Source organism: Nocardioides speluncae, assembly GCF_003121585.1.
Lineage (GTDB): Bacteria > Actinomycetota > Actinomycetes > Propionibacteriales > Nocardioidaceae > Nocardioides > Nocardioides speluncae.
This window is the reverse complement of the sequence record NZ_QEOO01000038.1, coordinates 40,444-62,805: the sequence shown is the minus strand read 5'-3', so window position 1 is coordinate 62,805 and position 22,362 is coordinate 40,444. Positions and strand designations below refer to the sequence as shown.

General features: G+C 70.8%; 22 protein-coding genes. 9 read left to right on the top strand and 13 right to left on the bottom strand.

Annotated features, from left to right (window positions below; translation table 11 throughout):
- The first annotated feature begins 1 nt into the window (after position 1).
- Together DDV73_RS22230 and DDV73_RS22225 are read left to right on the top strand one after the other, a co-directional pair.
- On the top strand, positions 2–1,186 hold the full coding sequence (locus DDV73_RS22230; RefSeq protein WP_109509451.1) for an SPFH domain-containing protein: 1,185 nt from the start codon (positions 2–4) through the stop codon (positions 1,184–1,186).
- Positions 1,186–1,950 carry a sulfite exporter TauE/SafE family protein gene (locus DDV73_RS22225; protein ID WP_109509450.1) on the top strand — a complete coding sequence of 255 codons (765 nt, stop codon included), beginning with the start codon at positions 1,186–1,188 and terminating at the stop codon, positions 1,948–1,950. Before DDV73_RS22230 ends, DDV73_RS22225 begins: the two co-directional genes overlap by 1 nt.
- A gap of 12 nt (positions 1,951–1,962) precedes the next feature.
- Here the strand turns inward: DDV73_RS22225 and DDV73_RS22220 are convergent, their stop codons facing one another.
- The 7 genes from DDV73_RS22220 to DDV73_RS22190 form a co-directional block, all read right to left on the bottom strand.
- Positions 1,963–2,958 (bottom strand): alpha/beta hydrolase, encoded by a 996-nt coding sequence (locus DDV73_RS22220; protein ID WP_109509449.1) that lies wholly within the window; start codon positions 2,956–2,958, stop codon positions 1,963–1,965.
- Positions 2,959–2,975: 17 nt separating this feature from the next.
- Entirely contained in the window at positions 2,976–3,338 is a 363-nt protein-coding gene (locus tag DDV73_RS22215) for a VOC family protein (RefSeq protein WP_109509472.1), read from the bottom strand.
- A gap of 137 nt (positions 3,339–3,475) precedes the next feature.
- Positions 3,476–4,174, bottom strand: coding sequence for a gamma-glutamyl-gamma-aminobutyrate hydrolase family protein (locus DDV73_RS22210; protein WP_109509448.1), 699 nt, complete (start codon positions 4,172–4,174; stop codon positions 3,476–3,478).
- Entirely contained in the window at positions 4,171–4,950 is a 780-nt protein-coding gene (locus DDV73_RS22205) for a 3-oxoacyl-ACP reductase (protein ID WP_109509447.1), read from the bottom strand. Before DDV73_RS22205 ends, DDV73_RS22210 begins: the two co-directional genes overlap by 4 nt.
- A 57-nt stretch (positions 4,951–5,007) precedes the next feature.
- A complete protein-coding gene (locus tag DDV73_RS22200; RefSeq protein WP_109509446.1) occupies positions 5,008–6,363 on the bottom strand; it encodes an aldehyde dehydrogenase family protein in 1,356 nt (451 codons plus the stop codon).
- A gap of 3 nt (positions 6,364–6,366) precedes the next feature.
- Positions 6,367–7,734, bottom strand: a complete 1,368-nt coding sequence (locus DDV73_RS22195) for a glutamine synthetase family protein (RefSeq protein WP_109509445.1) — start codon at positions 7,732–7,734, stop codon at positions 6,367–6,369.
- Positions 7,735–7,768: 34 nt separating this feature from the next.
- On the bottom strand, positions 7,769–8,512 hold the full coding sequence (locus tag DDV73_RS22190; RefSeq protein ID WP_240617422.1) for a FadR/GntR family transcriptional regulator: 744 nt from the start codon (positions 8,510–8,512) through the stop codon (positions 7,769–7,771).
- A 131-nt stretch (positions 8,513–8,643) separates the two neighbouring features.
- Here DDV73_RS22190 and DDV73_RS22185 point away from each other — a divergent pair, with 131 nt between their 5' ends.
- On the top strand, positions 8,644–10,245 hold the full coding sequence (locus tag DDV73_RS22185; RefSeq protein ID WP_109509444.1) for an amino acid permease: 1,602 nt from the start codon (positions 8,644–8,646) through the stop codon (positions 10,243–10,245).
- Positions 10,246–10,320: 75 nt separating this feature from the next.
- Entirely contained in the window at positions 10,321–11,127 is an 807-nt protein-coding gene (locus DDV73_RS22180; protein WP_109509443.1) for a GntR family transcriptional regulator, read from the top strand.
- Here the strand turns inward: DDV73_RS22180 and DDV73_RS22175 are convergent.
- On the bottom strand, positions 11,069–11,749 hold the full coding sequence (locus DDV73_RS22175; protein WP_161962500.1) for an HAD family hydrolase: 681 nt from the start codon (positions 11,747–11,749) through the stop codon (positions 11,069–11,071). The two genes, DDV73_RS22180 and DDV73_RS22175, sit on opposite strands and share 59 nt — an antisense overlap.
- 46 nt (positions 11,750–11,795) lie before the next feature.
- On the opposite strand from DDV73_RS22175, the gene DDV73_RS22170 reads away from it, so the two are divergent.
- Both DDV73_RS22170 and DDV73_RS22165 read left to right on the top strand, forming a co-directional pair.
- Positions 11,796–12,701 carry a choline kinase family protein gene (locus tag DDV73_RS22170; protein ID WP_206051034.1) on the top strand — a complete coding sequence of 302 codons (906 nt, stop codon included), beginning with the start codon at positions 11,796–11,798 and terminating at the stop codon, positions 12,699–12,701.
- On the top strand, positions 12,694–15,129 hold the full coding sequence (locus DDV73_RS22165) for a GcvT family protein (RefSeq protein WP_109509440.1): 2,436 nt from the start codon (positions 12,694–12,696) through the stop codon (positions 15,127–15,129). The genes DDV73_RS22170 and DDV73_RS22165 overlap by 8 nt, the downstream gene beginning before the upstream one ends.
- Before the next feature lie 109 nt (positions 15,130–15,238).
- On the opposite strand, the gene DDV73_RS22160 is transcribed toward DDV73_RS22165, so the two are convergent.
- From DDV73_RS22160 to DDV73_RS22150, 3 genes are read right to left on the bottom strand one after another with little or no spacing between them, the layout of a single operon-like run.
- Positions 15,239–16,192 carry an ABC transporter ATP-binding protein gene (locus tag DDV73_RS22160; RefSeq protein ID WP_206051033.1) on the bottom strand — a complete coding sequence of 318 codons (954 nt, stop codon included), beginning with the start codon at positions 16,190–16,192 and terminating at the stop codon, positions 15,239–15,241.
- Between the two features lie 3 nt (positions 16,193–16,195).
- Positions 16,196–16,876 (bottom strand): response regulator transcription factor, encoded by a 681-nt coding sequence (locus DDV73_RS22155; RefSeq protein ID WP_109509439.1) that lies wholly within the window; start codon positions 16,874–16,876, stop codon positions 16,196–16,198.
- On the bottom strand, positions 16,873–18,078 hold the full coding sequence (locus DDV73_RS22150) for a sensor histidine kinase (RefSeq protein ID WP_109509438.1): 1,206 nt from the start codon (positions 18,076–18,078) through the stop codon (positions 16,873–16,875). The genes DDV73_RS22155 and DDV73_RS22150 overlap by 4 nt, the downstream gene beginning before the upstream one ends.
- A 199-nt stretch (positions 18,079–18,277) precedes the next feature.
- On the opposite strand from DDV73_RS22150, the gene DDV73_RS22145 reads away from it, so the two are divergent.
- Genes DDV73_RS22145 through DDV73_RS28085 form a run of 3 tightly spaced genes read left to right on the top strand, consistent with a single transcriptional unit; the run spans position 18,278 to position 20,780 of the window.
- On the top strand, positions 18,278–18,688 hold the full coding sequence (locus tag DDV73_RS22145) for a DUF6220 domain-containing protein (protein ID WP_109509437.1): 411 nt from the start codon (positions 18,278–18,280) through the stop codon (positions 18,686–18,688).
- Positions 18,688–20,613: a multicopper oxidase family protein gene (locus DDV73_RS22140; protein WP_109509436.1), complete on the top strand. Its 1,926-nt coding sequence runs from the start codon at positions 18,688–18,690 to the stop codon at positions 20,611–20,613. The genes DDV73_RS22145 and DDV73_RS22140 overlap by 1 nt, the downstream gene beginning before the upstream one ends.
- A complete protein-coding gene (locus tag DDV73_RS28085) occupies positions 20,613–20,780 on the top strand; it encodes a hypothetical protein (protein WP_154402861.1) in 168 nt (55 codons plus the stop codon). Before DDV73_RS22140 ends, DDV73_RS28085 begins: the two co-directional genes overlap by 1 nt.
- On the opposite strand, the gene DDV73_RS22135 is transcribed toward DDV73_RS28085, so the two are convergent.
- Positions 20,759–21,568, bottom strand: a complete 810-nt coding sequence (locus DDV73_RS22135) for an ABC transporter permease (RefSeq protein ID WP_240617421.1) — start codon at positions 21,566–21,568, stop codon at positions 20,759–20,761. The genes DDV73_RS28085 and DDV73_RS22135 overlap by 22 nt on opposite strands.
- Positions 21,561–22,358, bottom strand: coding sequence for an ABC transporter permease (locus tag DDV73_RS22130; RefSeq protein WP_109509435.1), 798 nt, complete (start codon positions 22,356–22,358; stop codon positions 21,561–21,563). Before DDV73_RS22130 ends, DDV73_RS22135 begins: the two co-directional genes overlap by 8 nt.
- Between the last annotated feature and the right edge of the window lie 4 nt (positions 22,359–22,362).

The following is a 22,362-nucleotide window of genomic DNA, read 5'->3' as shown; positions in this document are numbered from 1 at the left end:
CATGGAGGTCCTCCTGGGCCTGCTGGTATTGGTCATCCTGTTCACGGTGGTGGCCCTGGCCCGCACCGTGCGGATCATTCCGCAGGCCCGCGCCGGTGTCGTCGAGCGGTTCGGCAAGTACAAAGAGACGCTGAACCCCGGCCTGAACATCGTGGTGCCGTTCGTCGACAAGATCCGCTACCTGATCGACCTGCGCGAGCAGGTCGTGTCGTTCCCGCCGCAGCCGGTGATCACCGAGGACAACCTGGTGGTCTCGATCGACACCGTCATCTACTTCCAGGTCAACGATCCGGTCGCCGCGACGTACGAGATCGCCAACTACATCCAGGCCGTTGAGCAGCTGACCATGACCACGCTGCGCAACATCGTCGGTGGCATGGACCTGGAGGAGACGCTCACCAGCCGTGAGTCGATCAACAGCGGCCTGCGCGGCGTCCTCGACGAGGCCACCGGCAAGTGGGGCATCCGGGTCAACCGGGTCGAGATCAAGGGCATCGACCCGCCGCCGTCGATCAAGGACTCGATGGAGAAGCAGATGCGCGCCGACCGCGACAAGCGCGCCCTGATCCTCACCGCCGAGGGTCAGCGCCAGTCCGCGATCCTGACCGCCGAGGGTCAGAAGCAGTCCGCGATCCTGTCCGCGGAGGGCAACCGGGAGTCGCAGATCCTGCAAGCGCAGGGCGAGCGCGAGTCGGCGATCTTGCGCGCGCAAGGCGAGGGGCAGGCGATCCAGACGGTGTTCCAGGCCATCCACGACGGTCAGCCGGACCAGTCGCTGCTGGCCTACCAGTACCTCCAGATGATGCCGAAGATCGCCGAGGGCGACGCCAACAAGGTGTGGATCGTCCCGAGCGAGATCGGCAGGGCACTCGAAGGCCTGGGCTCGACGATGAGCCAGCTGCAGGGCATCCCGACCGAGGTCGACGGACCGCGGGTCCGGGTCGACATGGGTGAGACTGGTGCGCCGTCGCTCGCCAAGTCGACCGCCGACACCGACTCCACGCTGAGCCGGGCGCACGCCGACGTCGAGGCCGCGATCGCCGAGGCCGAGGGTGCCGCTCAGGGTGCGAAGGGCCGGTCCCGGCTGGAGAGCGCGATCGCCGAAGCCGGCCAGGTGGCCGAGGCGCCGGAAGCGCCGCCCGCCGCGCCGCCGCCGCCGTTCGAGTCGGGGGACAACACCCAGTAGTGGAGCTGTGGGAGATGGCGGCGGTCCTGCTCGCAGGACTCGCCGCCGGAACCATCAACGCCGTGGTTGGGTCGGGGACGCTGATCACGTTCCCGACCCTGCTGGCGTTCGGGGTGCCGCCGGTGACTGCCAACGTGTCCAACACGATCGGACTGGTGCCAGGCTCGGTCTCCGGTGCCGTCGGCTATCGCAAGGAGCTCGCTGGCCAGCGATCGCGGGTCGTCCGGCTGGCCACGGCCTCGCTGGTCGGCGGCGCGGTCGGCGCCGTACTCCTGCTGGCGCTGCCCTCCGAGGCGTTCTCCGCGATCGTGCCCGCACTCATCCTGCTCGGCCTGGTCCTGGTCGTCTTTCAGCCGCGGATCTCCGCGTGGGTGGCCAAGCGGCACGAGTCGCTGGGCGGCCTGCCCGAGCACGGCGCGATCTGGGTGTGGCCGGCGGTCCTGCTGTGCGGCGTGTACGGCGGGTACTTCGGCGCCGCCCAGGGCGTGCTGCTGATGGCGGTGCTAGGCATCGGGATCGACGACGCGCTCCAGCGCCTGAACGGCGTGAAGAACGTGCTCGCCGCCGTCGCGAACGGCATCTCCGGGCTGATCTACGCGATCGTCGCCGACGTCGACTGGCGGATCGTCGCCCTGATCGGCATCGGCGCGGTGATCGGCGGTCAGCTCGGTGCCAGCTGGGGCCGCAAGCTCCCCGCGACCGGGCTGCGTGTGTTCATCGTCGTGGTCGGCGTCGCCGCTCTTACCGCCTTCCTGCTGGACTGACGCCGGTCGCAGCTACAGACGGCTCGACTTCTCGTCGACGTACGTCGATAGCCAGCGCCCGACCTCGGCGTACACCTGCTTGCGGACCGGCTCCCGCGACAGCAGGATGTCGTGCTTCGCGCCGTCGATGCTGACCAGCGTCAGGTGGGGTGAGCCGAGTGCGGGGGACCAGCGGCGGATCTGCTTGACGTCGAGGACCAGATCAGTGGTGTGTGCGATCTCGTTCACCTTGGCGGCGGCACCGGTGCGGGCCGAGGTCAGGACCAGTACCGGCAGGTCGATGGCCAGGCCGCGATGGAGGTCGGCGTGGGCGCGCCGGATCGCACGCAGCCACCCGGCGTAGATCGGCCAGCTCTTCAGCGGCTTCCAGTCCAGGTTGAAGTCGAACTCGCCCTCGTAGTCGCGGTGGATGCTCTGCACGTAGGCGCCGGTGGCCTCGGGCCGGAGGACTCGCTTCGGCTGCCGGGCGCCGACCTGGTCGACGACCGTGGTCGCCACCGTGCGCAGGAGCACCGACCCGCGGAGGTCGAACCACGGTGAGTTCAGGAACATGCCGGCGGCCGCGGGCTTCCGGTCGTCGGCCCACAGCGCCATCGTCAGCCCGCCGGTGGAGTGCGCGGAGAGGACCACGTGGTCGTGGCCGTCGCGCTCGGCCACCCGGTGCCAGGCCTCGTCGAGCTCCTCGAAGTAGTCCCGCACGTCGGTGACGAAGTTCGGGGTCTGGTGCGGGCGGATGGAGCGTCCGTACTTGCGCAGGTCGAGCGCGTAGAAGTCGTAGCCCTGGGCGGTCCACCACTCGGCGTACTCGGTGTGGAAGAAGTAGTCGGCGTACCCGTGCACGTGGAGTACGGCGCGCCCGGTGGGGGAGTCGGCCGGCCGCTTCACCAGCGTCGCCACAACCTCGCCCTCCTCGTCGGGACGGAGCAGGATGGTCTCGGCGGTGTACGGCGTGCCGAGGACGTCGGGCTCAGCGATCGGGCCGGCGTTCGTAGTCGTGGCTTTGGCCATGGCCCAAGTCTCGCAGGCTACTTGCGGTGGATCTGCACCCGATGGCCGTCCGGACCCTCCACGAACGCGAAGGTGCCCCACGGCTGCTCGTCCGGGTCGGTGACCTGCGCACCCTTGGCCCGCAGCTCGTCCACGGTCCGGGCAACGTCGTCACACGCGAACGTCAGGTAGGCGCCGTCGCCGGGCAGCTTGCCGTCGGCGGCTGCGTCATGCAGCGCGATCGTGGTGGAACCGCCTGGCGGAGCAACCTCCAGCCAGCGGGCTCCGCCTCCCATGTCCTGGTCGGTCACGACCGAGAAGCCCAGGATGTCGCGGTAGAAACGCAGCGACTCCTCCTGGTCGGACACGTAGAACATCGCGGTCCCGATGTGGGTGATCATCGCCCAACCGTACTGGCGGCCGCCGTCCGACCGCCGGGTTCCCCGGTTGGTGATCCAGGTGTGCCACCAGAGCGAGCTGTTCTGACACACTTGGATCACCAACGGACGAACCCCATCCGGCGCTGCCGTCACATTCCTCAGCGGCTGGCCGCGGCCACCAGTCCGGCGAGCAGGCCGTCGTCCGGCAGCGTCTCAGGGTGCCACTGCACGGCTACGCAGAACCGCCCGCCCGGAGCCTCCATCGCCTCGAGGGTGCCGTCGGCGGCAAACGCCGCGGCGACGAACCCCGGATGGGTGCGCACCGACTGGTGGTGGTGGCAGCGCACGTCCACGGCCTCGCCGACCAGGGAGGCGACCCGGGTGCCGGCGACCGTGGTCACCGGGATCGTCCCGAACGCGTCGCCACCCGGGCTGTGCCGGTCGTCTCCGATCAGGTCGGGCGTGTGCTGGTCGAGGGCGCCGCCGCCGCGGACCGCCATCAGCTGCATCCCGCGGCAGACGCCGAGCACCGGCAGCCCGGCCTCCTCTGCGGCGTCCAGGAGCGCGAGCTCCCAGGTGTCGCGCTCGGGCCGCCAGGCGGCGGTGCGGGGGTGCGGGGTGGCGCCGTACCGGCTGGGGTCGAGGTCGGCGCCGCCCGAGACGATCAGCCCGTCCAGCCGGGCGACCACCTGCTGGGCGGCGTCAGCGGTGTCGACGGCCGGCAGCAGGACGGGCAGCGCCCCCGCGGCCTCGACGATCCGGGCGTACTGCGCCGGCAGCACGTCGGCCCGCTGGTTCCAGACCCCCCAGGCCGCGGTCTCGCGGTAGGTGGTGAGCCCGATGACCGGCAGCGTCACAGCGGCGTGACGTACGCGCCGGAGATGCCGCCGTCGACCAGGAACGTGTTCGCGGTGATGAAGCTCGACTCGTCGGAGGCGAGGAAGAGCACGGCGTTCGCCATCTCCTCGGGCTCGGCGAACCGGCCCATCGGCACGTGCACCAGGCGGCGTGCCGCGCGCTCGGGGTCCTTCGCGAACAGCTCCTGTAGCAGCGGGGTGTTGACCGGGCCGGGGCACAGCGCGTTGACCCGGACGCCCTCGCGGGCGAACTGCACGCCGAGCTCGCGGGACATCGACAGCACCCCGCCCTTGGACGCGGAGTAGGAGATCTGCGAGGTCGCGGCGCCCATCACCGCCACGAACGAGGCGGTGTTGATGATCGAGCCGGACTTCTGGTCGAGCATGTACGGCAGCGCCGCCTTGCAGCACAGGTAGACGCTGGTCAGGTTGACCTCCTGCACCTTGCGCCAGGCGTCCAGGTCGGTGTCGAGGATGGAGTCGTCCTCGGGCGGCGAGATGCCAGCGTTGTTGAAGGCGATGTCGACCGAGCCGTAGGTCTGCTTCGCCGTCGCGAACAGCCGGTCCACGTCCTCCTTGCTGGTCACGTCGCACTGGACGTACGTCGCGACCTCGGCGCCGCCGAGCTCCTCGACGACCTCCTTGCCACGGGCGCTGTCCAGGTCGCCGATGACCACACGCGCGCCCTCCTCGACGAACCGGCGTACCGTCGCCAGGCCGATGCCCGAGCAGCCGCCGGTCACGACAGCGGTCTTGCCTTCGATGCGTCCTGCCATCAGCTGATGCTCTCTTTCCATTGATCTTGTCGTGGTGGGCCCGTCCAGGTGGGCCAGTCAGTGGGCGATGAAGACGTTCTTCTCCTCGGTGAACGCGTTCGGCGCGTCCGGGCCGAGCTCGCGGCCGAGGCCGGATTGCTTGTAGCCGCCGAACGGCGTCCAGTAGCGGACCGAGGAGTGGGAGTTCACGCTGAGGTTGCCGGCCTCCACGGCGCGCGCGACCCGCAGTCCTCGGCCGAGGTCGCGGGTGTAGATCGAGCCGGACAGGCCGTACTCGGTGTCGTTGGCCAGCGCGACGGCGTCCGCCTCGTCGTCGAACGGCATCACCGCCACGACTGGCCCGAACACCTCCTCGCGCCAGACCCGCTCGGCGGGATCGTCGCTCAGCACCACCGTCGGGGGCACCCAGAAGCCGTCGCCACCGGGCGCCGAGCCCGCGAACGCGACCTTCGCGTCGTCGAGGTAGCCGAGCACCGAGGCCCGCTGCTGGGCCGAGATCAGCGGCCCCATCTCACTGGCCTCGTCGGTCGGGTCCAGCACGCGCAGTCCGATGACGGCCGGCTCCAGCAGCGACAGGAACTCGTCGTACGCCGTGCGCTCGACGAGGATCCGGGAGCGGGCGCAGCAGTCCTGGCCCGCGTTGTCGAAGACGGCGTACGGCGCAGTGGCGGCCGCCGCCTTCAGGTCGGCGTCCGCGAAGACGACGTTGGCGCTCTTGCCGCCCAGCTCGAGCGTCACCCGCTTCACCTGGTCCGCACAGCCGGCCATGATCTTCTTGCCGACCTCGGTGGACCCGGTGAAGCAGACCTTGCGCACCAGCGGGTGGGTGACGAAGCGCTCGCCGACCACCGAGCCCTTGCCGGGCAGCACCGTCAGCACGCCTTCGGGCAGCCCGGCCTCCAGGGCCAGCTCGCCGAGCCGGATCGCGGTCAGGGGAGTCAGCTCCGCGGGCTTGAGCACCACGCAGTTGCCGGCGGCGAGCGCCGGCGCGAACCCCCATCCGGCGATCGGCATCGGGAAGTTCCACGGCACGATCACGCCGACCACGCCGAGCGGCTCGTGGAAGGTGAGGTCGACACCGCCCGCCACCGGGATCTGACGCCCGAACATCCGCTCCGGCGCCGCCGAATAGTAGTTGAGGCAGTCGCGGACGTTGCCAGCCTCCCAGCGGGCGTTGCCCCAGGTGTGGCCGGCGTTGCGCACCTCGAGCTCGGCGAGCTCCTCGATGTGGTCGTCCACCACGGTCGCGAAGTGGCGCAGCAGCATGGCTCGCTCGCCGGGAGCGACAGCGCGCCAGGCCGGGAACGCGTCGTGCGCGCGTTCGATCGCGGCGTCGGCCTCGTCGAGGGTGGTCAGCCGGACCTCGGTCACCGGCTGGGCGGTGGCGGGGTTGAGGACGAGGTGGGTGGTCATCGGTCAGAGCCTTTCGAATCCGCGGCGGAGCTCCCAGTCGGTCACGGTCTCGTCGTACGCCGTGAGCTCGACCTCGGCCATGTTGACGTAGTGGTCGACGACCTCGTCGCCAAGAGCGGCACGCGCGATCGCGGAGCCCGCGAAGGTGTCGCGCGCGGCCCGCATGTGGTGCGGCACCTTGGGCAGGTCGGACGCGTAGGCGTTGCCGACCAGCTCGTCCTGGAGCGGCAGCTCGTTCTCGATACCGTGCAGTCCGCCGGCGATCATCGCGGCCAGCGCGAGGTACGGGTTGACGTCCGCGCCGGGCACCCGGTTCTCCATCCGGGCGGCCGGACCCTTGCCGACCAGCCGCACCGCGCAGGTGCGGTTGTCCTCGCCCCAGGCGATCGTGGTCGGCGCGAACGAGGCGCTGGCGAAGCGCTTGTAGGAGTTGATGTTCGGGGAGTAGAGCAGCGTGAAGTCCGCGGTCGTGGCCAGCACGCCGGCGACGAAGTGGTCGTAGAGCTTGGACCGGGTGCCGTTCTCCTCGTCCCAGAACACCAGTGAGCCGTCCCGGCCGCGCAGCGACAGGTGGATGTGGCAAGAGCTGCCCTCGCGCTGGTTGTACTTGGCCATGTAGGTCACCGACATGCCGTGCTGGGCGGCGATCTCCTTGGCCGCGGTCTTGTAGACCGCGTGGTTGTCGGCGGTGACCAGTGCGTCGTCGTACAGGAAGCCGATCTCGTGCTGACCGGGGTTGCACTCGCCCTTGGCGCCCTCGACGTTCATGCCGGCGGCGTACATGTGATTGCGGATGTCGCGCAGCAGCGGCTCCACGCGCGTGGTCCCGACGATCGAGTAGTCGACGTTGTACTGGTTGGCCGGGGTGAGGTCGCGGTAGCCGCGGTCCCAGGCCTCCTCGAAGGTGTCGCGGAAGGCGATGAACTCCAGCTCGGTGCCCGCGAGCGCGGACCAGCCATGTTGGGCGGTCCGGTCCAGCTGGCGGCGCAGGATGGAGCGCGGCGACTGCAGCACCGGAGTGTGGTCGGTCCACTCGAGATCGCATTGGATCATCGCGGTCGCCGGCAGGTGGGTGAGCAGCCGGATCGTCGCGGGGTCGAGCACGAACTCCATGTCGCCGTACCCGCGCTCCCACGACGAGATCGCGTAGCCGTCGACGGTGTTCATCTCGACGTCGACCGCCAGCAGGTAGTTGCAGCCCTCGGTTCCGTGGCCTGCGACGTGGTCGGCGAAGTAGCGCCCGTGCAGACGCTTGCCCTGCAGCCGCCCCTGCATGTCGGTGAACGCCACGACAACCGTGTCGACCTCGCCGGAGCGGATCCGCGTGAGCAGACCGTCCATGCTCAGGTGGCGTTCGTTGCGGAGCGTCATCGGGTCTCCCTCGGTGCATCGTGGCTCATCGCGATCAGTGGAGCAGGCCTCGGAGGAGGGCCGCGGTGTCGTCGCAGTGCTGTTCCATGACCCGCCTGGCCTGGTTGGCGTCGCCGCGCAGGACGGCGCGGAGGAGCGTCCGGTGCTGGCGGTCGGAGTGCTCGCGGTTGACCTCGAGCAGCGGGATCTGGATGAGCATCTCGTGCAGCGCCGACTGGGCACTGGTCACGGCGTCGACCAGCCTGGGGGAGCCGCTCAGGGTCGCGACCGCGAGGTGGAACCGCGAGTCGGCCTGACGGTGCACGGCCGGGTCGGTCGCCCCGGCCACCGCGTCGTGGGCGTCGGTGAGCAGGGCCCGCTCTTCGTCGGTCAGCGTTCGCCGCGCCGCCGCCGCGGCGGCACCGCCCTCCACCACGCGCCGGAAGACCAGAGCGTCGAGGGCGTCCTCCCGGTCGCCGTGCGGGACCGCGCCCTTCGCCGGCGAGACGGGGGAGTAGGTCACGATCGTGCCGCCACCGCGGCCGCGTCGGGTCTCGATCATGTTGGTCGCGCGGAGCGCGGTCATCGCCTCCCGCAGGGTGCTGCGGGAGACCTGCAGCCGTTCGGCGAGCTCGCGCTCGGCCGGGAGCGGGCTGCCGGGCGGATAGAGGCCGAGCCTGATCGCGGTGGCGAGCTGCTCCACACAGGCCTCGAACGCGTGGTGTCCACGGACCGGGCGGAGCACCACGTCGGTCAGCGGCGCTGCTTGCTGCGCTGCTGACAGGGACCCCTCGGACACGGGCAAGAGTCTGCGCTGGAGGACCCTAAGTGTCAATGGTCGGGTTTCAAACCTTTTTGCTTTTTAAGTCTAGACCTCTTGTGATCTGCACCACTAGCGTGGCCCAACCGGATCCGTCATCAGGAGTGCCCATGAGCAAACCCGTACCCACCGATCCCGCGAGCGACGTCCCGCTCTCCGAGGACGAGCTCAAACTCGCGCAGCTCGGTTATGCCCAGGAGCTGGATCGCTCCTGGTCCGGCTTCTCTAACTTCGCCATCTCATTCTCGATCATCTCGATCCTCGCCGGCTGCTTCACCAACTTCGGGGCCGGCTTCAACAACGGCGGCCCGATCTCAATCTCCTGGTCATGGCCGATCCTGGGACTCTTCATCCTGATCATCGGCTTTACGATGTCCGAGCTCGTCTCGGCCTACCCGACCTCGGGCGGCATCTACTGGTGGGCCTCGAAGCTCGGTGGCCCGATGGCCGGGTTCTTCACCGGCTGGCTCAACCTGATCGGCCTGGTGGCGGTCACCGCCGGCGTGTCCTACGGCTGTGCGACCTTCATCGACCTGACGCTCAGCACGTTTTCCACCGGGTACGCAGACGGCTACTCGCTGACCCGCGTCTTCGTGATCTTTGTCGTCGTCCTCGCGCTCGCCGGAGTGCTGAACATCTTCAGCAGCCACCTGATGGCGATCATGAACAACGTCTCGGTGTGGTGGCACGTCGCGGGCGCGGCCATCATCGTCGCGATCCTGCTGTTCGTGCCCGACCAGCACCAGTCATTCAGCTACGTGTTCACCGAGCGGTTCAACAACTCCGGGTACGGCGACGGCAGCACGACCAGCCTCGCCTTCTGGTTCGCGATCGTCCCGTTCGGCTTCTTGCTCACGCAGTACACCATCACCGGTTTCGACGCCTCGGCTCACCTGTCGGAGGAGACCGCGGCGGCCTCGAAGGCAGCGGCACAGGGGATCTGGCGCTCGATCCTCTACTCGGTGATCGGCGGGTACATCCTGCTGCTGTGCGTGGTCTTCGCGATTCCTGACAACGCGCAGGGCGAGCCGGACAACGCCTTGGCGGGCGGCGGCGTCGCGGGCATCTTCGTGGAGGCACTGGGCACCAACTGGGCCACGCTCGTGCTCTTCGTCTCCGCCGCGGCGCAGTTCTTCTGCGCGACGTCCTGCCTGACCTCGGCCTCCCGGATGACCTACGCGTTCAGCCGCGACGGCGCCGTCCCTGGAGCCAGCATCTTCCAGAAGCTGACGGCCAAGCGGGTGCCCGCCAACGCGGTGGTGATGGTGGCCGTGGCCAGCGCCGTACTCACGCTGCCCGCGCTGGTCGAGGTCGACGTCAACGGCACGCCGGTACCCCTGGCCTTCTACGCGGTCACCTCGATCGCGGTGATCGGGCTCTACCTGGCCTTCGCCATCCCGATCTGGCTTCGCTGGCGACACGGCGACAGGTTCGAAGTCGGCTCGTGGAACAACGGCGCCAAGTACAAGTGGCTGAACCTGATCGCCGTCGCCGAGATCCTCATCGTGTCGGCCTACCTGATGTTGCCGGCGACCCCGGCGGCCAACCCGCTCCGCGACGAGTTCGAGTGGAAGTTCGTCAACTACGCCCCGATCGTCACGCTGGGCGCGCTCTTGCTGCTCACGATCTGGTGGAACGTCTCGGCGAAACACTGGTTCACGGGTCCGAAGCAAACGATCGACCCGGCCGTGGTGGAGGCCTTCGGCGACTAGCCACTCGGGTGGTCGAGCAGGTTGCGCAGCAACCGTCGTCGAGACCACCCGATGCTGCCGTAGGGTCGGCGGACAATGAGGATCTTGACCGCCGACCAGGCGCCGTTCGCGGACGCCGCCCTCCCCGAGGGCGACGATCAGCCGGCGCACGCTCGGATCGCGGACTGGCTGGCGACGGCGATAGCGCGGGGGCAGCTCGCCGACGGGGACCGCCTGCCGTCCGAGCAGGACCTCGCCCGGGTGCTCGGCGTCAGCCGGATGACGCTGCGTCAGGCGCTGGCCGCGCTCGAGTCACGGGAGCTGGTGAGCCGGCGACGCGGCCGCGGCGGTGGCACGTTCGTGAGCAGGCGCCGGATCGACGTCGACCTGACCGGCTTGCCCGGGTTCACCGAGCAGATGGCCCGTGCCCAGAAGCGAGCGAGCGCCCGGGTCGTCCGCGCGGAGCCGGTTGAGGTGACGCACGAGATCGCCGAGGCGCTCTGGCTGCCCCAGGACGCGCCGGCACTGCTGCTTGTCCGGGTGCGCCTGGTCGACCGGCAGCCGCTGGCGCTCGAGCACACCTGGATGCCGCCCGAGCGCTTTCCGGGGCTGCTGGAGCGACGGCTGACAGGTTCGCTCTACAAGCTGCTGGAGCGGGAGTACGGCGTCGCGCCGCACACCGCGCAGGAGTGGCTGGAGCCGGTGGTCGCCGATGAGGAGGAGGCGACGCTGCTCGGCGTACAGCCGGGTGCCGCGCTGATGCGGATCACGCGGACGTCGTACGACGAGGAGGGCGTGCCGGTGGAGCACGCCGTCGACCTCTACCGGGCCGACCGGTCCCGGATCAGTCTGCGAACTGGAATCGGTCAAGCAGTCCCGGGTCGAGCCGCTCGACCACGGTGACGCCTTCGGCGGCCAGCTCGGCGGCCGGCCGGGTGCCGGCCACGGCCAGGACGGTCATCCCCGCGGCCCGGGCGGCTCGGATCCCGGCGACTGAGTCCTCCAGGACGACCGTGTCCGCGGGAGCGACGCCGAGGGCGGCGGCGGCCAGCAGGAAGCCCTGCGGGTCCGGCTTCCCGCGATCGACGTCCTCCTCGGTGACCACGACCCGGAAGTGACGCCCCTCCGGGATCCGCGACAGGACCAGCTCGACGTCGGCCCGCTGGGCGCCGGTGGTGATCGCGACCGACCGGCCGGTCGCAGCCAGTGCGGCCACCAGCTCACGGGTGTCGGCCCGGACCGGGTTCTCCTCCGCGACCAGCGCGGCGTACCGCCTGCTGCGCTCGAGGAGGAGCTCGTCCACCAGACCGTTGGCCGTGTGGCGGCCCGCGCGCGATACGCCCCGCTCGATGATCTCGCGGTCGCTCAGGCCGGCCAGGTCCGCGAAGTAGTCGCCCTCGGTCAGATCCCAGCCGAGCCGGGCCATGAACAGCTCCGAGAAGACGCGGTACAAGAGGGGCTCGTCGTCGGAGAGGGTGCCGTTGAAGTCGAAGATGACGGCCCGCGGCCAGACGTCCGTGCTCACGCTAATAGTCTAGACCTTTAACGCCGGGGTCACTAAGGTGAGCGCCGTGCCGGACACCGCGGAAGTCCTCGACCAGATCGCGGTGCTGCGCGGTCGCGAGCGCACCGTGACCCCGCTCGACGGCGGGCTGACCAACATCAACCTCAAGGTGACCACGGCCGACGCCGTCTACGTCGTACGCCGCTGGCAGTCCGACGGCGAGTTGCTCGGCATCGACCGCGACGCCGAGCACCTCAACTCCCGCGCGGCGGCCGAGGCCGGCGTGGGTGCGCCGGTGGTGGACTACCGGCCGGACCTGGGCGTCCTGGTGATCGACTACCTCGACGGCCCGGCGTGGAGCAACGACAGCTTCCGGGAGCCGGGCGCCCCCACCCGTGCCGCACACGCCATCCGCGCGCTGCACGAGGGTCCGCGGTTCGTCTCGGACTTCGACATGTTCACCCGGCAAGCGCGCTACCAGGCCCTGATCGCGCAGCACGGGTTCTGGCTGCCGCCCGGGTACGCCGACTTCGGCGCCGACTTCCAGCGAGTCAGGGGTGCGCTGGAAGTCGGCGCCGAGCCCACCGTGCCATGCAACAACGACCTGCTGGCCGCCAACTTCGTCGACGACGGGGAGCGGCTGTGGCTGATCGACTACGAGTACTCCGGCAACAACGACGCCTGCTTCGAGCTCGGCAACACGAGCACCGAGTGCGACCTGGACGACGCCCAGGTCGAGGAGCTGGTGGCCGGTTACTTCGGCGCCGTCACCCCGGCGCGGCTGGCCCGGGTCCGGCTGCAGGCCATCGTGTCGGCGTACGGCTGGGCGCTGTGGGGTGCCATCCAGGCCGCCACCAGCCCGCTGGACTACGACTTCCGCGGCTGGTGCCTGGAGCGCTACGAGAAGGCCGCGCGGGCCTTCGCCGCCGCCGACTTCGAGACCCTGATCGCCGAGGTGCAGCTCCGTGACTGACCTGCCCACCCGCGCCCGGGTCGTGATCGTCGGCGGGGGAGTGATCGGCACCAGCGTGGCCTACCACCTGGCCGAGCTCGGGTGGACCGACGTCCTCCTGCTCGAGCAGGGCGCGCTCTCCTGCGGTACGACGTGGCACGCGGCCGGCCTGGTCGGGCAGCTGCGCGCGTCCGAGAGCGGCACCCGGCTGGTGCAGTACTCCACCCGGCTCTACGACCGGTTGGAGGAGGACACCGGGCTGAGCGCCGGCTACAAGCGATGCGGGGGAGTGACGGTGGCCCGCACCGAGGACCGGATGGTCCAGCTGCGGCGGACCGTGGCGACCGCGGCGGCGTACGACCTGGAGTGCGAGCTGCTCACGCCCGGGCAGGCCCGTGAGCGCTACCCGCTGCTGCACACCGACGACCTCGTCGGCGCGATCTGGCTGCCGGGCGACGGCAAGGCCAACCCGACCGACCTCACCCAGGCGCTGGCGAAGGGCGCCCGGCAGCGCGGCGTGACGATCCGGGAGCGGGTCCGGGTCACCGGCTTCATCGTTCGCGACGGCGCGGTGGCCGGCGTTCGCACCGACCACGGCGACGTCGAGGCGGAGGTCGTCGTCAACTGCGCGGGGCAGTGGGCCAAGCAGGTCGGCCGGCTGGCCGGGGTGAACGTGCCGCTGCACTCCGCCGAGCACTTCTACGTAGTCACCGAGCCGATCGACGGCGTCCACCCCGACCTCCCGATCCTGCGCGACCCCGACGGCTACACCTACTTCAAGGAGGAGGTCGGCGGGCTGGTCGTGGGCGGCTTCGAGCCCAACGCGAAGCCGTGGGTCTCGCCCGAGGCGATCCCGCACCCGTTCGAGTTCGCGCTGCTCGACGAGGACTGGGAGCACTTCTCGATCCTGATGGAGAGCGCGATGCACCGGCTGCCGGCGCTTCAGGAGGTCGGCGTACGCAAGTTCTACAACGGACCGGAGAGCTTCACGCCCGATAACCAGTTCGTGCTCGGCGAGGCACCGGAGGTGCGCGGCTACTTCGTCGCGGCCGGCTTCAACTCCGTCGGCATAGCCTCGGCCGGTGGCGCCGGCCTGGCCCTGGCGGAGTGGATCGTGCAGGGGGAGCCGACCATGGATCTGGTCGGCGTCGACGTCCGCCGGTTCGCCGGCTTCAACGGCAACAGCCGGTGGCTGCGCGACCGGGTCGGCGAGGTGCTCGGCCTCCACTACGCCGTCCCGTGGCCGAACCGCGAGCTCGACACGGCTCGTCCGTTCCGCCGCTCCGCGCTGCACGACCGGCTGGCGGCCGCCGGCGCCTGCTTCGGTAGCAAGATGGGCTGGGAGCGGCCCAACTACTTCGCGCCGCCCGGCGCGGACCCGGCCATCGAGTACTCCTGGGGCAGGCCGAACTGGCACGACTGGGTCGCCGCCGAGCAGCGGGCGACTCGCGCGGACGTGGCGGTCTTCGACCAGACCTCGTTCGCGAAGCTGCTGGTCGTGGGTGCGGGGGCCCGGGATGCGTTGCAATGGATCTGCGCCGGGGACGTCGACGTGCCGGTCGGCCGGGCGGTCTATACCGCGATGCTCAACGAACGCGGCTGTTTCGAGGCCGACGTGACCGTCACGCGGGTGGCCGAGCAGGAGTTCGTGGTCGTGACAAGTGCGGCCGCACCGGTGCGCGACGCCGACTGGATCCGGCGGCACCTGCCACCCGGCGCCGATGCGTACGTCGTCGACGTCACCTCGGCGTACGCCGTACTCGGGGTGATGGGTCCACGCAGCCGCGAGCTGCTCGGCCGCCTCACCGACGCCGACCTGAGCGAGGAGGCGTTCGCGTTCGCCGCCAGCCGGGAGATCCCACTCGGCTACGCCACCGCGCGCGCGACCCGGATGACCTACGTCGGCGAGCTGGGCTGGGAGCTCTACGTGCCGACCGAGTTCGCGCTCGGCGCGTACGACGACCTGCTCCGGGCCGGCGCGGACCTGGGCGTCCGCAACGCCGGCTACTACGCGATCGACTCGCTGCGGCTGGAGAAGGGATACCGCGCATTCGGCCGCGAGCTGACCCCCGAGCTGACGCCGGTGGACGCCGGCCTGACCTTCGCCACCAAGCTCGGCACCGAGATCGACTTCCTCGGACGCAAGGCGCTGCTGGCCCAGCGGGCCAGGCTCCGTGAAGGCGGCCCGCGCCGACGCGTGGTGTCGCTGGTGGTCGAGGACCCGGCGCCGATGCTGTGGGGTGGCGAACTGGTGCTGCTCGACGGCCACGCTGTCGGCCAGGTGACCAGCGCCGCGTGGGGCGAGACCGTCGGCAGCTGCGTCGGCCTCGCCCTGATCCGGCACGACGCGCCGATCACCGCCGACTGGCTCGGCACGGGCGGGTTCGAGGTGGACGTGGCCGGCGTCCGGACGCCCGTGCGTCTCTCGCTGGCGGCTCCGCTCCGCTAGGGCCGTGCGCGGCCGACGCCCGGCGGTTGCGTCATACGGTGTGGCGGCCGTGGCTCGCGGTTCGTATGACGTCCCGCAGCGCCGGCCGGCACCGCTTCGCTAGATGGGGCTAGGGCCGCCGCGTGTAGAGGTCGTGGATCACGTCCTCGATGTCCGGCTCCCGGATCGACAGGTCGGCGACGTCGTACGACGCGGCGACGGCGGCGACGACCGGCGCGGCGCTGGTGTCGGCCGGGAACGCCAGCCACTGCCGCGGTCCGTCGACCCGGACCACCTCGGCGCCGGGCACCTCGATCGGCTGGGTCTCGTCGACCAGGTCGACGACCAGGGTCCGGCGGGCCTCGCCGGTGCGGTGGAGGTCGTCGAGGGTGCCGTCGAAGACCAGCGTGCCGTGGTCGATCACCATCACCCGGTCGCACAGCGCCTCGATGTCGTGCAGGTCGTGGGTGGTGAGCAGCACCGTCACGGCCCGGTCCCGGTTGATCTCGCGCAGGAACTCGCGCAGCCGGCCCTTGCTGACAACGTCGAGGCCGATGGTTGGCTCGTCGAGGTAGAGCATCTCGGGGTCGTGCAGCAGCGCGGCGGCGATGTCTCCGCGCATCCGCTGGCCGAGGCTGAGCTGCCGGACCGGGGTGTCCAGCAGGTCGCCGAGGTCGAGCAGCTCGAGGAACTGGTCGAGGTTGGCCCGGTAGCGGTCGGCCGGGATCTTGTAGATCTTGCGCAGCAGCTCGAACGAGTCGCACAGCGGCAGGTCCCACCACAGCGTGGTCCGCTGCCCGAACACCACGCCGATCCGCCTCGCCAGCTCGGTCCGCCGCCGGCTGGGGTCCACCCCGGCCACCCGCAGGTGACCGGAAGTCGGGACCAGGATGCCAGTGAGCATCTTGATCGTCGTGGACTTCCCGGCGCCGTTCGGGCCGATGTAGCCGACCATCTCCCCGGGCTCGACCGCGAACGTCAGGTCGTGTACGGCGCGCACGGTGTCGCGGGTGCGGCCCAGGCCACCGGTGCGGCGTCGTACCACGAAGGTGCGCTCCAGATCCCGGACGTCGATCAGCGGCACGGCTCAGCTCCCCTGGGGACTCACCAGTCCCGTCTGGTAGGCGATCACGACCAGCTGGGCGCGGTCGCGGGCACCCAACTTCATCATGGCCTTGCTGACGTGGGTGCGGGCGGTCGCCGGGCTCAGGAAGAGCTCGCCGCCGATCTCGTCGTTGCTCATCCCCTTCCCGACCAGGGTCAGCACCTCCCGCTCCCGGCCGGTGAGGGCCGCCAGCCGCGCCTCGGCCGCCTGGTCGGCCGTGCGCCGGGCGGTGAACTGGGAGATCAGCCGCCGGGTGATCCGCGGCGCCAGCAGCGAGTCGCCGGCCGCGACCACCCGGATGCCGTGCAGCAGCTCGGCCGGCCCGGCGTCCTTGAGCAGGAACCCGCTGGCACCGGCCTGCAGACCTTCGAAGACGTAGGCGTCCGTGTCGTAGGTGGTGAGGATCAGCACCCGGACCTGGTGCAGGCCCTGAGTCGCGGCGATCTGACGAGTGGCCTGGATGCCGTCCAGCTTCGGCATCCGGATGTCCATCAGGACGACGTCCGGTCGCGTGGCCCGCGCCTGCTCGACGGCCTCGGCGCCGTTGGCCGCCTCGCCGACCACCTCGATGTCGTCCTCGAGCTCGAGCAGCAGCCTGAATCCGGAGCGCACCAGCCCCTCGTCGTCGACCAGCAGCACCTTGATCGGAGCGTTGCCGTTCACGGGCGCGCCTTCGCGTCGGGGGAGAAGGGCAGGGAGGCGGTGACCTCGAACCCGCCGCTCGGGACCGGTCCGGCGGTGAGCTCGCCGCCGAGGAGCTGGCAGCGCTCGCGCATGCCCTGGATCCCACGGCCCGCCGACGGCGCCGCCGGCCGGCGTTCGGGAGCGGCCGCCTCGTTGGTCACCCGCAGCCCGACCGACTCGGCGTCGTACCGCAGGCCGATGGTGACCCGGGTCGGGCCGGCGTGGCGGATCACGTTGGTGATCGACTCCTGCAGGATCCGGTAGCATGCGCTGTCGACCGCGCTCGGCAGCGGACTGACCGGCGCAGCCGCCTCCAGCTTGATGTCGAGACCGGCATCGCGTCCCTTCGCGACCAGCTCGTCGACCTGCCCCAGCCCCGGGTACGGCGCGCGCTCGTCGTCGGCGTCGCGGAGCACGCCGAGGATGGTGCGCATCTCGCGGAGCGCCTGCGAGCTGGTCCGCTCGATCGACTCCAGTGCCTCGCGGGCCCGGTCGGGGCGCTTGTCGATCACGTGCGCGGTGACGCCGGACTGGACATTGATGATCGCGATCGCATGGGCCACGGTGTCGTGCACCTCGCGGGCGATCCGCAGGCGCTCCTCGTCCACCCGCGCCCGTGCCTCCTCGTCGCGGGTTCGCTCGGCCAGCTCGGCCCGGGCTATCGCCTCGGCCGCGATCACCCGGCGGCTCCGGATCGACTCGCCGAGCGCCGCACTCATCACCGTGGCCCCGATCCGGAAGAAGACCCAGCCGATCGCGATGTCCGGGGTGATGTCGGCCGCGGCGGCCAGCCAGCAGCCGGTCAGCAGGACGATTCCCACGGCCGCGATCCGCAGCGACCGGCGTCCGTCGCCGTGGGCTGTCAGCGTGTACGTCGCGATGAACAGCGCCAGCCAGCCGGGTCCGTCGGAGTAGTCCAACGCGTAGTACGTGGCGCTCGACAGCGCGGTCAGCACGAAGACGGTGACCGGGAAGCGGCGGCGTACCACCAGCACGACGCCGCTGGCGGCCAGCAGGACGTAGCCGAGGTGGCCCACATCGGCGAGCGGGCGCAACACCGACTCCGGCTCCGAGGCCGCGCGAGTGACCGTGCCCTGGACCTGCATCACCGCGACGAACGCCGCGAGTAGGACGTCCTGCGCCAGGGGTGGCACCCGGATGGGCGCAGTGCGATGTCGCATGCCGTCATCGTAGGGAGCCGCGCGGGCTGACCGACTCCGTCCACGGGCGCAACCTGTTACGACTCAGGTCCTAGTCGGCGCCCTGCCGTCTACGCAGATCTGCGTAGTCGATGTCGCAGGTGGGCCGACGCCCGCGACCCACCCGCGGCGCCACGATCGGTTCGGAGCCCGACACACGACCGATTCGAGGAGACCGACCATGCGCAAGCTGTTCGCGGGCGTTGCCTTCCTGCTGATGCTGGCCATCGCCATCCAGTTCTTCCTGGCCGCCACCGGCGCCTACGACGACGCGCCCGTCGACGACTCGTTCCAGATGCACCGCGCCCTGGGCTACGCGATCATCCTGATCGCCGGCCTCGTTGCGCTGGTCGGTGCGCTCGCGCGCGTCCCGGGACAGCTGATCGCGATGGCCGGCGCGGTCGCCGGGCTGACGATCCTGCAGGCGGTGATCGCCGGCGTCGCCGGCGCCCTCGACGACACGGGCGGCGGCACCTCGACCACCAGCGCGATGGTCTTCGGCCTGCACGCGATCAACGCGGTGGCCATCGTGTTCACCGCGTCCGGCCTGGTGAGCGGCGCCCGCGGCCTGGTCTCGGCCGAGACCGCCTGATGGGGGCCGGGTCATGGCTGCTTCTCGACCACCTGGCCGCGCTGCTGACCATCGGGACCTGGTTCGGCGCCGGCGTCACCGCCGTACTGCGTCGGCCCCGGTGGGCGCTCGGCCTGCTGGCCGCCGCGCTGCTGTCCACCCTGGCCAGAGTCGGCACGGTCGCCGTACTGGCCGGCCACGGATGGTGGTTCGTGCAGGAGAAGGTGCTGCTCGGCCTGCCGCTGCTCATGGTCACCGGGGCGGCGGCGCTGGTGCTGGCCGGCCCGCCGCTGCTGACCGCGCGGCGTACCGGCAGGGCGGCACTGCCCAGACGCGGTGCCGTCGCGCCGCTCGTGGCCGGGTACGCCGCACTCGCCGGCTTCCTGGTCACCTTCGTCGTCGGCTATCCACTGACCTGGAGCACCGCCTTGGTCAGCATGTCGGTGTTGGGCTTCGCCGCGCTGCTGACCGCCCGGGCGGTTCCGGCAGCCGTGGCGACCGACCCGCTCCCGGCTGCGGACCGCGCCGGGCTCACCCGACGCGGCTTCCTGGGTGCGAGCGGGGGAGTTGCCGTGGGTAGCGCACTGACGGTGACCGCGGGCGGGTCGGGCGTCGGCCTGTGGCTGATGTCGTTCCTGTCGGACAGCTCGGTGACCACCGGCGGCGGGCCCGGCCGGGCGATCTCGCCGAATGCCGCAGTGCCGGTGACCGAGCTGAGGGGCGAGCGGTCACCGGCACCCGGCGGCGTCGTACGGCGGCACACGGTCACCGCTCGGCAGGCCACCGTCCGGCTGCCGTCCGGGCGTGAGGTCGAGGCCTTCACCTACGACGGCCGGCTGCCCGGCACCGCGATCACCGCGACCGAGGGCGACCTCGTCGACGTAACGCTGCGCAACGAGGACATCGAGGACGGCGTGACCCTGCACTGGCACGGCTACGACGTGGCGTGCGGCGAGGACGGCGCGCCCGGGGTGACCCAGCCGGTGGTGCTGCCCGGCGAGGAGTTCCGGTACCGGTTCCGGGCGGACCAGGTCGGGACGTACTGGTACCACACCCACCAGGCCTCCCACATCGGCGTGCGCAAGGGTCTCTACGGCACGCTCGTGGTGACCCCGCGCGGTCCTCGTCCTGACGGAGTGGACCTGACCCTGCCGGTGCACACCTTTGACGGGACCGTGCTGCTCGGCGACAGCGAGGGGAGGCTGGACCACACCGCTCCGGCCGGCACGCCGGTGCGGATGCGGCTGGTCAACACCGACTCCGAGCCGCACATCTTCGCGCTGGACGGTACGGCGTTCCGGGTCGCTGCCGTGGACGGTCGCGACCTCCACCAGCCGGGTCCGGTCGAGGAAGTGGCGCTGCGCCTCCCCGCGGGCGGCCGGTACGACCTGGTCTTCGACCAGCCGGACGGCCCGGTTGCCTTGCTGATGGACGACGACGTGGCCGACTGGCCCGAGCTCGACCTGCTGAGCTACGGCCGGCCTGCCGCCGTACCCTTCGACGCCGCCGACCTGGAGCGGGCGGATCGGGAGTTCACGATCGTGCTGGACCGGGGCGTGGCGATCGTGGACGGGCGGCCGGCGTACGCCCACACCGTCAACGGCCGCGGCCACCCGCGAATCCCGGACCAGCTGGTGGCCGAGGGCGACCTAGTGAGGTTCACCGTCGTCAACCGCAGCCTGGACACTCACCCGTGGCACCTGCACGGCCACCCGGTGCTGGTGATGTCGCGCAACGGCGACCGCCCGACCGGGAGTCCGCTGTGGCTCGACACGTTCGACGTTCGCCCGGGCGACGTGTGGGAGGTCGGCTTCCGGGCGGACAACCCCGGAATCTGGATGAACCACTGCCACAACCTGCCGCACGCCCATCAGGGGATGATGCTGCGGCTGGTATACGACGGCGTCACCGACTCCTTCCACGGCGCCCACACCGGGCACCACTGATGTCGGACCAGAGCCGTGCCGTCATCGACGCCGAGCTCCGGCGGCTGTACCGGCGCGCACCTGGTCTCGGCGCCGGCGAGCGGGAGCTCATCGACGCGGCGATGGAGCACGTCGCCGCGCGGCTGCTGAGGCTGTTCGAGGTCGCTCAGCTCCCGGTCGAGGTGTAGTGGCGGACGCCGGTGCGCCACGCCAGGGCGGCGATGCCCGTGAGGACGAGGGCGACGACGGGCGAGGCGAACTGGAAGGCGGTCGGCAGGCCGAGCGGGTCGTCCCGGTCGAGGACGTACAGCGCCGGGTACCAGTTCACGAACGCTAGCGGGACCGCGAAGGTCAGTGCCTTGATCACCTCGCTCGGGTAGATCGCGAGCGGGTACTGGGTGACCGTCGAGCCGCCGTAGGTGAAGGCGTTGGCGATCTCGGCGGAGTCGGCGGTCCAGAACTGGATGGTGGCGAAGGTGATCCAGACGGCGGCGAAGATCACCACCCCGCTCATCAGCATCGACACGGTCACCGCCGCCCGCAGCGGCGTCCAGTCGACGTACGCCGCTCCCCAGGTGAGGATGCCGGCGGTGAGCAGCACACGCGACACCCGACGGAGGGCGAACTGCTCGGCGCAGACCTGGCTCAGCAGCGGCAGCGGGCGGACCATCATCACGTCCAGCTTGCCGAGCCGGACCAGCTGGCCGACCCGTTCGACCTGCCCGACGATCATGTCGGCGACGGCCAGCCCGAACCCGGCGGCGCCGTACAGGAAGGCGACCTCGGTCAGGGAGAAGCCGCCGAGCCGGTCGATGGTCTGGAACAGGATCCAGATGCCGACCATGTCCAGGCCGCCGACCACGAAGCCGCCGATGGTCAGCATCCAGAACGACGTGCGGTACGCGAGCGAGGCGCGCATCCACATCGCCGAGGTCCGCAGGTAGCCGACCGCTGCATCGACTGCCGCGTCAACCACCCTGGACCACCACTCGTCGCTCCGCCGCGCGCAGAACCAGCGCGGCGACGGCCAGCAGGACGGCAGCCCAGGCAGCGGCCAGCGCGAGCCCGGCAAGGAGCTCGGTGCCGGCCCGCTGGCCGAGCCAGATGTCGGCCGGCACCTGCAGGTAGGCCACCCACGGCAGCGCCATCGCCACCTCGCGCAAACCATCGGGGAACAGCACCAGCGGCACCGTCATCCCGCCGAGGAATACCGCGACCACCATCGCCAGGGTGCGGGGACCGGTGTCGTCGAGCAGCCAGAACGTCGAGAGTGCGACCAGCATCCGCAGCGCGTAGCTGACCACCACCGCCAGAACGACGGCGGCCGCGAAGCCGAGCCACGCGACGGGCCCGGGTGGGAGGCGGATGTCGAACAGCGCGATCCCGACCAGCGTCGGCGCCAGCCCCCGGGTGAGCAGCTGGAACGCCGCCCGGCCCAGGTCGGCGGCGAGATACCAGCCGAGGATGTCGACCGGCCGGTAGAAGTCGATCGCCACGTCACCTGACTTGATCCGCGCGGCCAGGTCGTCCGGCGCGCCACCCCCGAAGGTCGCCAGCGCCGCCAGCATCGCCTGCCCGAGCCACACGTAGGTGACCGCGTCGCTCGCGTCGTACCCTCCGGCGTCCGGCTGCCGCTCCCACACCGCCAGGTAGACGAAGCACATGATGATGCCGAACACGCTGTTGGTGAACGCCCCCGCAATCGTTGCCGCCCGGTATGTCGAGTAGCGCCGGAACGAGCTCACGGCGACCGAGAGGTGGAGCATTCAG